Origin of the sequence: Flavobacterium arundinis (assembly GCF_038289855.1) — a bacterium.
In the GTDB taxonomy this organism is placed as follows: Bacteria; Bacteroidota; Bacteroidia; order Flavobacteriales; family Flavobacteriaceae; genus Flavobacterium; species Flavobacterium arundinis.
This window is the reverse complement of the sequence record NZ_JBBYHR010000004.1, coordinates 430,931-440,308: the sequence shown is the minus strand read 5'-3', so window position 1 is coordinate 440,308 and position 9,378 is coordinate 430,931. Positions and strand designations below refer to the sequence as shown.

General features: G+C 44.9%; 9 protein-coding genes and 1 rRNA gene. 5 read left to right on the top strand and 5 right to left on the bottom strand.

Annotation, left to right across the window (positions count from 1 at the left end):
* Positions 1-15: 15 nt before the first annotated feature.
* Both rrf and AAEO56_RS10265 read left to right on the top strand, forming a co-directional pair.
* A 5S ribosomal RNA gene (rrf, locus tag AAEO56_RS10270) occupies positions 16-124 on the top strand.
* A 276-nt stretch (positions 125-400) separates the two neighbouring features.
* A complete protein-coding gene (locus tag AAEO56_RS10265) occupies positions 401-667 on the top strand; it encodes a hypothetical protein (RefSeq protein WP_341696960.1) in 267 nt (88 codons plus the stop codon).
* 41 nt (positions 668-708) lie between these two features.
* Here AAEO56_RS10265 and AAEO56_RS10260 read toward each other — a convergent pair whose 3' ends face one another.
* The 5 genes from AAEO56_RS10260 to AAEO56_RS10240 all read right to left on the bottom strand — a co-directional run bounded on the left by AAEO56_RS10260 (position 709) and on the right by AAEO56_RS10240 (position 3,444).
* Entirely contained in the window at positions 709-1,353 is a 645-nt protein-coding gene (locus AAEO56_RS10260) for an endonuclease III domain-containing protein (protein WP_341696959.1), read from the bottom strand.
* 72 nt (positions 1,354-1,425) lie between these two features.
* On the bottom strand, positions 1,426-1,617 hold the full coding sequence (locus AAEO56_RS10255) for a hypothetical protein (RefSeq protein WP_341696958.1): 192 nt from the start codon (positions 1,615-1,617) through the stop codon (positions 1,426-1,428).
* Between the two features lie 25 nt (positions 1,618-1,642).
* A complete protein-coding gene (gene msrB, locus AAEO56_RS10250; protein ID WP_341696957.1) occupies positions 1,643-2,038 on the bottom strand; it encodes a peptide-methionine (R)-S-oxide reductase MsrB in 396 nt (131 codons plus the stop codon).
* Positions 2,039-2,059: 21 nt separating this feature from the next.
* Positions 2,060-2,578 (bottom strand): peptide-methionine (R)-S-oxide reductase MsrB, encoded by a 519-nt coding sequence (gene msrB, locus AAEO56_RS10245; RefSeq protein ID WP_341696956.1) that lies wholly within the window; start codon positions 2,576-2,578, stop codon positions 2,060-2,062.
* The gene (locus AAEO56_RS10240) at positions 2,578-3,444 is read right to left on the bottom strand and encodes an alpha/beta fold hydrolase (protein ID WP_341696955.1); all 867 of its coding nucleotides are present in this window, start codon (positions 3,442-3,444) and stop codon (positions 2,578-2,580) included. Before AAEO56_RS10240 ends, msrB (AAEO56_RS10245) begins: the two co-directional genes overlap by 1 nt.
* A gap of 75 nt (positions 3,445-3,519) precedes the next feature.
* Between AAEO56_RS10240 and AAEO56_RS10235 the strand changes: the two genes are divergently transcribed.
* The 3 genes from AAEO56_RS10235 (at position 3,520) to glgB (ending at position 9,215) form a co-directional block, all read left to right on the top strand.
* Complete coding sequence (locus tag AAEO56_RS10235) at positions 3,520-5,460, top strand: alpha-1,4-glucan--maltose-1-phosphate maltosyltransferase (protein WP_341696954.1); 1,941 nt, start codon at positions 3,520-3,522, stop codon at positions 5,458-5,460.
* 2 nt (positions 5,461-5,462) lie between these two features.
* A complete protein-coding gene (locus AAEO56_RS10230) occupies positions 5,463-7,088 on the top strand; it encodes a maltokinase N-terminal cap-like domain-containing protein (protein ID WP_341696953.1) in 1,626 nt (541 codons plus the stop codon).
* 225 nt (positions 7,089-7,313) lie between these two features.
* Positions 7,314-9,215, top strand: coding sequence for a 1,4-alpha-glucan branching protein GlgB (glgB, locus tag AAEO56_RS10225; RefSeq protein WP_341696952.1), 1,902 nt, complete (start codon positions 7,314-7,316; stop codon positions 9,213-9,215).
* Positions 9,216-9,378 lie beyond the last annotated feature (163 nt).

Below are 9,378 nucleotides of genomic sequence, written 5' to 3'. Positions count from 1 at the left end.
AAGCAATGAACCTTTTAAGGTGGTTATTGCGGCGGGGCTCACCTCTTCCCATCCCGAACAGAGTAGTTAAGCCCGCCTGCGCAGATGGTACTGCAATTTGTGGGAGAGTATGTCATCGCCTTTCTTTAAGAACCCTTCATCTAACGATGAAGGGTTTTTTGTTTTTAATGGTTTTTGAAAGTAAACGGGATCAATACAGAAACCTGGGAATAATGCAGAAACTTGTGGGACTGATAAAATACCTCTCAAAAGAGAACACCTTCTTACTCATTCGCACCCGTTTCGGATTCGATTTCTAAACTTTAGGATTTCTTTAAAACAGGTGCAACAGTTTGGTTTGCTAACTTTGAAAGAATACTAAACCACAACACTATGAGAAAGTTAGTTAACGCTTGCAACCATGGCCGGGCTTACCGCTTCGGTAATTACCACAGCAGATGCTGCAACTATTATTTCGGTATTCCAGGAAAAGCAGTATAAGAAGATAGATGTTGCTGCTGTACCTAAAGATACATTGGACAAGATAAAGAAGGATTATGGGAATTACACCATTAAGGAAGCATACAAAGCAGAAGACGGTGAATATAAATTGGTACTCACAAAAGATGGTGTCGACTTAACCGGTACGTTTACAGCATCTGGCGACCTGATTAAAATACTAAACTAAAAGAAGCTTCGGCTTCTTTTTTTTATAGAGTATAAAAACTGTCAATCTTTTTTGGCATGGCAATAGTCACAATGCTCACTTACAATGCATTCGCTGTGTTTCGGGTTAGTAGGCCGGCAGGTTTCCCGCCCTAAGAATGACAACGCCATTCCAATTTCGCCCCACATCTCTTTGGGTAATGCTGCCATCAGGTCTTTTTCAACCTTATCTGCATTCTTCCCTTTTGATATGCCAAGCCTGGGTGCCACACGCAATACATGCAAATCGACCAGAATGCCCTCGGCCTCAGCGCCGGACTCCCGCATGATCACATTGGCCGATTTCCTGCCCACACCTTTTAGTGCAACAAGTTCTTTCATGGTCTTTGGGATATTTTTGTCTTCCTTTACAGTAGAAGCAATATCCTGAAGCCATGCAATTTTATTACCATGGAAACGCACTTTAGCCAGCGCCTCCGTCAGTTCGGCAGTATTCGCTTTTGCCAAAGCGGTCATATCCGGGTACTTTTTGAAGAGATCAATTGTAACCTTATTTATATTCGCATCACTGTCCTGTGCTGCTAACACTACCATTACCAACAACTGGTAAATATTCTTGTAATGCAGCGGGTGTTCCTTCCCTTTATATTTTTCGATAAGCAGACGCAACGCTTTGGCCCAGTCTTTCGTTTCTTCAAATAAGTCCATAGTAATAAAATTACGGAGTTTGCAGGAAAAAGAAAAGCCTTCGGATTACCAAAGACTTAATTTATAATCAGTTTAATCTAATCCTTTAAACATTTTTTGTATTTCAGATTTCATGCCATGCTCTGATATTGTCTCACCATTATCCGATTCATGGATTCTGTTTTTTAACTTATCAATAAATATCAGGCGATCAATGAGTTCGTCAATCGTCATTTCATCCGGCATATTATCGATATAACTTTTTAATTCTTTCTTTGATATCATTGGAAATTAATTAAAATACAGTTGGCTATTCCTCCTTCAAATCCACCGATAGCGAATTCACACAATACCGTTGTCCTGTCTGGGTAGGGCCATCATCAAATACGTGTCCAAGGTGGCTGCCGCAGTTGGCACAAAGTATTTCAGTGCGCTTCATTCCGAATGTGTTGTCTGAAATATATTCCACCTTGCCGGGTATTGACTCATCAAAAGATGGCCACCCACAACTCGACTGGAATTTCGAATCGCTTTTAAACAACGGTTCACCACAGGCCCCGCAGCAGTAGGTGCCTTTATCAAAAGCCAGGTTGTATTTGCCGCTATGCGGGAACTCTGTTCCTTTTTGCCTTAATATTTTATAGCGTTCGGGGCCTAATTCCTCTTTCCATTCGGCCTCTGATTTTTGTAATGGGTAATTGCTCATGATATTTGTAAGATAAGGTTATTATTTAGTTGCAGGTACAAATTTTATAGATACCGAATTGGTACAAAAGCGGTTGCCTGTGGTTTCTTCCGGGCCATCATCAAAAACGTGGCCAAGATGCCCGCCGCAATTCGCGCACATTACCTCGGTACGTGTCATACCAACGCTTTTATCTTCTTTATAAATTACCGAACCATCAATAGCCTGGTCGAACGAAGGCCATCCGCAGGGTGAATCGAATTTTGCGTCTGATGTGAAAAGTGGGTTGCCACACGCAGCGCAAACATAAACACCTTTGGCAAAATTCTTATAATATTCGCCTGTAAAAGGGCGTTCGGTTGCTTTTTCGCGAAGCACGGCATACTGTTCTTCTGTCAGTACTTTTTTCCATTCCGCGTCGGAAGTTTTCATGTTTAGCCCGTCTTTTTTTGCGGGTTGTTGTATCGCTTCTTTTTTGGAAGCAACGGTTTTCTTTTTTTCCTGTCCCTGGCATGAAGTAAGGGAAACTAAGGCGATCATTAATACGATTATCTTTTTCATTATTCTTCGATTAAAAATTGGATTATTTTTTTGATGACTTTGCTGTCGCCAAGGATCTTCCGGTGGCCAAGGCCTTTTGTAACTACCAGTTCGGCATTCGCCAAATGCTCCTTAATATGGTATGCCGCGCTCACAGGCACATCCGCATCATCTTCGTCATGGAAAATCAAAACCGGGACAACAACATCTTTTGCTGCTATATACGCCGAATAAGTGTTGATGGTTTCACCGAATTTCTTCTCGAACATGCGTATCATTAGTTCTCCTGTTGCAACATTCATGCCTAATTTTTGTGAAAAATCATCCATTATATCTTTAATGATATCACCACTTCCAATAAGCACCGCTTTCTTCACTTTGAGGCCTCTCTTGATAGAGTTTAATACCGACATAGCGCCCAAAGAATGCCCCACAGCATGTTCAAACGGGCCAAACTGCTTTTCAAGTTCGAGGATACACGCGATAAATTCTGTCATGTCACTGGTTTTGCCTTCCGACTTTCCATGGGCAGGTGCATCGAAACTTATGGTCGAATAGCCGCATTTCAGCAATTTATCGGCAATGGAGTGGAGTTGTGTGCCGCGTCCGCTCCAGCCATGCACCAACAGTACTTTGCGTTTACTGTCACCATAATGATAAACTCTGATGCTTTTACCTAAAACAGGAATTTCAACCATCTCCTGACGGCTGTCCCGGTCCATTTCTTCCTCCCTTTTGGGAAGTTTGAACTTCATTGGCGTTGTGAACAACTTTATTGCAAATTTTGCAGCCAATTTCGGTGAAGTTACCTCCAAAATTTTAGCGGTTACCAGTATTGGCTTAGGAATTCTCAACGATGACTGGTGTTTTTTATTTATTTCTGACATTTCGCTAAAACTTTAAAGCAAGTTATGAATTAAATATTTTTTGGCTATTTTTAGAAGTCTTAAAAATACAATAAAATGCAGGATCAACGCAGGGTACACATTGAAAACATACAGCCCCAGATAAACAATGGTAAAAATTTTATTAAGCGCGTTACCGGCCAGAAGGTTAACGTAACAGCCGACATTATTTCCGATGGGCATGATGTGATGGCTGCTGTGGTAAAATACCGCCATGAAAAAGAAAAGAACTGGAAGGAAAACCGCATGCACGAAATCGGCAACGATGCGTGGACAGGAGAGTTTACTGTCGAAAAGCAGGGCTTTTACAGTTATTGCGTTGAAAGCTGGGTTGATTATGCGCTGAACTGGCAATACGGGACACTCCGAAAAATCAAGGACAACCAGAAAGTTACATCCGAATTGCTGGAAGGTGCCGAATATGTGAAGGATTTATATGATAAAGCGTCCAAACCCGAAAAAGACTATTTGCAGAAGCTGGAAAAGCTGTTTTCTAATGAAGCTTCTTACGATACAGCTATTGCCGAAGCGATGTCGGACAAACTGAAAGATATTTTTAAAAAATACCCGGCTAAAATCCTTGCAAATCAATCAGCCGAACTGAGGGTATATGTAGACAGGCAAAAGGCGTTGTTCAGTACATGGTATGAATTTTTCCCCCGCTCAGCATCTGCCGAAGAAGGAAAGCACGGCACGTTTAAAGATTGCGAAGCCCTGTTGCCGCGTGTTGCCGCAATGGGTTTTGACACCTTATACTTCCCGCCAATACACCCCATAGGCGAGGTAAATCGAAAAGGCAAAAATAACGCTACTACGGCACAGCCCGGCGATGTGGGTTCCCCTTGGGGCATCGGTTCGCAGTATGGCGGGCATAAAAGTACGCATCCGGATCTTGGGACCATAGACGAATTTAAATCGCTGGTTAATGCCGCGAAAGAGCAGGGAATAGAGGTGGCAATGGACTTCGCGTTGCAGGCCGCGCCCGATCATCCGTATGTAAAGCAGTTCCCGCAGTGGTTCAAATGGAGGCCCGACGGAACGGTGCAGTATGCCGAGAACCCGCCAAAAAAATACCAGGACATCCTGCCGATATACTATGAGTCGGCCGATTGGAAAAATCTTTGGAAAGAACTGTTAAGCGCGGCAATGTTTTGGGTAGAGGAGTGTGGCGTGCGCGTGTTCCGTGTAGATAACCCGCACACCAAGCCGTTCTATTTCTGGGAATGGCTAATAGCCGAAATGAAAAAGAAATACCCGGACGTGTTGTTTTTGGCGGAAGCCTTTACACGTCCGAAAATAATGGACGAACTGGCGAAAGTAGGCTTCACGCAATCCTACACTTATTTTACATGGCGTAATTCTAAAGCAGAACTTACAGAGTATGTAAACGAACTGACAAAGTCGCAGCAGAAAGAATTTTTCCGTCCTAATTTCTGGCCGAATACCCCGGATATCAATCCGTTCCCATTGCAGGGAGCCAATGAAGCAACCCATTTGCAAAAGTATTTCCTTGCGGCGACATTAAGTTCAAGCGTCGGCATTTACGGGCCGGTTTTCGAATACATGGTGAGCGATGCCATTCCGGGGCGGGAGGAATACATGGATTCGGAGAAATATGAAGTGCGCCATTGGGACTGGAAAAAAGAAAACAAGATCACGACCCTCATCGGCAAGATCAACAAAATACGGAAGGAACACCCGTCGTTGCAGCAAACCAACAATATTGAGTTTTGCGATACCGATAATGACCAGTTGATCGCTTATTACAAATATGACGACAAAAGGGAAAACGAAACGCTTATGATCGTAAGCCTTGATGCTTATTACAGCAAACAGGGGCATGTGAAAATCCCGCTGCATTCACTCGGGATAAATCACGGGCATAATATCGTGGTGACCGACCTTATTACCGGCAACAGCTACCACTGGGACAAGGAGTGGTGCTACGTAGAGCTCCACCCGGCGCTTCCGTTTCATTTATTCAAAATCCAGAAATAATCATGGCAACTTCCCTCCAGGATACGTTTAATGCACCGTTTGTCTTTAGGGCCGACTGGAAGTCCGCTTTTGAAGACGACGAATTCGTAAAAGTATTCGCATCGGATATATTGGAGAATTATATCCTCAAAAAACGTTGGTATGGCGGCAAAGCCAGTACGCTCAAGTACATTGAGGTGGTAGATCATTTTAAGATCGCTTCCGATAAAAACACCTATTATGGCGTGCTGATCGAGGTCAACTATAAAGAGGCCTTCCTGCAGCATTACTTCATGCCGGTGGCTTTTATGGCCGAGGATGAGCTGGATACCAAAACGCTCATTGCGCCTGTGACACTCAACGGCCTTGAAGGCTATCTGGTGGATGCATTGCACCAGGAGGATTTCCGCAGGCTGGTTTTCGAAAGCATTGTGAGTGGCAGTAAGACTGATGTCTTTAACGTCAAATACCACAGGGGGAAATCGTTGCCAAAAGATACGAAATATGTTTCATCCCGCTTTATGGGAGTTGAGCAAAGCAACACCTCGATTATTTACAATGATACGCTGGTGCTGAAGTTTTTCCGACGCATCTATGTGAGTACCAACCCGGATTATGAAATAAGCCGTTTCCTTACAGAGCGTATGAAATTTAAGCATACGCCCGCTTATAAAGGAAGTATTAACGTAGAAATGGCGGATGACAACATCACCCTTGGGCTGATGCAGGAACTCGTTCCGAACCAGGGCGATGCCTGGAAGTACATGCTCGAAGCGGTAGACGGTGTTTTCGACAACCTCCATAACAAGAAAATAAAGATTGATAAGCTGCCCGACCTCGAGCTTTTCAAAACCATAAAGATAAACAACATTCCGCCCGAAATCATCGACTGGGCGGGATTGACGCTGTTCCTGAGGGTACGGACATTAGCGCAGCGCACTGCGGAAATGCACATTGCCCTTGGCGGGGATACCACCGATACGTCCTTCACGCCAACGACTTACAACGGCGACTATACCGTATGGCTCAAAAATCGCCTCATTTACCAGTTCCAGAACAGGCTCAATACCATTGAGAACAACCTCCACAAGCTGGATGGGCTGGCATTGGAACTGGCGCACCAGTTTTTAGATAAGAAAAAGGATATTAGGAAACACTTCCTCAATTTCGACTGGACACAGCTGAAAAGCGAGCGCATCCGCATACACGGTGACTACCACTTAGGGCAGGTGTTGGTGAATGGGGACGATTTTTACCTGCTCGATTTTGAGGGCGAACCCGAAAGCACCATCCGCGACCGCAAGGTCAAACAGCCGCCGCTGAAAGACGTGGCAGGGTTGTTCCGCTCGTTCCATTATGCGATATATGCGACCATTTTTAATAATAAGGACAAGTACCCGTTTGAACAGGAAGAGCTGTTTAAGGCAGGGGAGCTGCTGTTCAATTATATGGTCGGCGTGTACCTCGATACCTATGTAGAAAAGGCGCAGGAAGGCAACCTGAACATCGGATACAACAAAGAGATAGCATTCCTTTTAAAGTACTGCATCCTCGAAAAAGCGGTGTATGAACTGGGCTATGAATTGAACTCACGTCCGAGATGGGCGGTGATACCTTTGAGGGGGATTGCGAGTATAATGGGGTATTAATTTCAGATTGTAGATTGCAGATTTTAGATTGAGCTGCAGTCTGCCCAAGCTTAAACGGATTGTCAACACGTCTCGCTCCCCTCTCCTTGGGAGAGGGGTCGGCGGTGAGGACTATAAGTAGTTAACGACGAAGCAATCTTTATAAGGTACTGTTTTGTCATTCTGACGAAGGAAGAATCTCTAAAGGGATTGCGTTTTAAAATAATAAATAGAATATAAAAAATAATGAATAAAGTTCAGCCCCATTCCCTTTTTACCGATTTTGACATCGACCTGTTTAAAGCCGGAAAACACTACCGCCTGTACGAAAAACTCGGGGCGCACCTGATAGAAGTGGACGGACAGAAAGGCGTGTACTTCGCGGTATGGGCGCCATCGGCGAAGGCCGTATCGGTAGTCGGTGACTTCAATTATTGGCTCGAAGGCGAGCATGCGCTCAACGTACGGTGGGACGGTTCGGGCATTTGGGAAGGTTTCATTCCCGGCATTGACAAAGGCACAAAATACAAATATAAAATACATTCCAGCCATAACGATATAAAGACGGAAAAGGCCGACCCGTTTGCCTTTTACTGCGAAATGCCGCCTAATACCGCATCGGTGGTTTGGGATACGAAGCACACCTGGAAAGATACCAAATGGATGGGAAGTCGTCAGGATAAGAACGGCCTCGACAAACCCTATTCGGTATATGAAGTGCATCTGGGTTCCTGGCGCAGGGCAGAGGGGGACAGGTTCCTAAGCTATATCGAACTCGCCGACCAGCTTGTGGCCTACGTAAAAGAAATGGCATTTACCCATGTGGAATTCATGCCCATAATGGAATATCCTTACGACCCGTCCTGGGGGTACCAATTGGTTGGTTATTTCGCCCCGACATCACGTTTCGGTAAGCCTGAGGATTTCATGATGCTGGTCGACAAACTGCACCAGGCCGGCATCGGCGTTATACTGGACTGGGTTCCGTCGCACTTCCCGAGCGATGCGCACGGGCTGGGCTTTTTTGACGGGACGCACCTGTACGAGCACCCCGACATCCGCAAGGGCTACCACCCCGACTGGAAGAGTTTGATATTCAATTACGGGCGCAATGAAGTCCGCTCGTTCCTTATCAGCAATGCCATTTTCTGGCTCGACCGCTACCATATCGACGGCCTGCGTGTAGATGCCGTGGCCTCGATGCTGTACCTCGATTACTCCCGTAACGAGGGCGAGTGGGAACCGAATATTTATGGCGGAAGGGAAAACCTGGACACCATCAGCTTCCTGAAAGACATGAATGAGGAAGTATACCGCAGCTTTGAGGGAGTACAGACGATTGCCGAGGAAAGTACTTCATTCCCGATGGTGTCACGGCCTACGTATATTGGCGGATTGGGCTTCGGGATGAAATGGATGATGGGCTGGATGCACGACACACTAGAGTATTTTAAAAGAGAACCTGTATATCGCAGGCACCACCAAAACGACCTTACCTTCAGTATGACGTATGCCTTTACGGAAAATTTCATGCTGCCGCTCTCGCACGACGAGGTGGTGTACGGCAAGCATTCCATCCTGGGGCGGATGCCGGGTGATGAATGGCAGCGTTTTGCCAACCTGCGCCTGCTGTATGGCTGTATGTTCACGCACCCCGGAGCAAAATTGTTGTTCATGGGCAGCGAATTCGGTCAAAGCAGCGAGTGGAACTTCGAGCAGAGCCTCGACTGGCATTTGCTCGATTATGATTATCATAAAGGCATCAAAAACGTAATTACGGCATTAAACAAATTATATAAAAAGCAGCCCGCATTATACGAAAAGCAGTTTTCGGCAGATGGCTTTGAATGGATCAATTATGGCGACAGTGAGAATTCAGTGTTGTCCTACATCCGGAAAGGCAATAATCCCGAAGAGAACCTTCTCGTTGTCTGCAATATGACACCGGTTATCCGGGAAGATTACAGGATTGGTGTGCCTTCACCAGGAAAATTAAAAGAAGTTTTCAATAGCGATGATGAGCAATTTGGCGGAAGCGGTGTTTCCAATAAAAAGATCAAAACCGATGCTATTGCTTGGAACGGGAGGGAACAGTCTGTTTCCTTGACATTGCCACCGCTTGGAGTTATGGTGTTTTCTATAAAATAGTTTTTGCCACGAATTACACGAATTACACTAATTTTTTCAATGTGGATGAATTCGTGTAATTCGTGGCAAAAAAAGAAATTGTAACGGTTAGCCTTTAATACTTATCAACAATCAACGTTTTCGTAAAAAATAAATCTCTTAAAATTCCCTCAAACTTATAAAT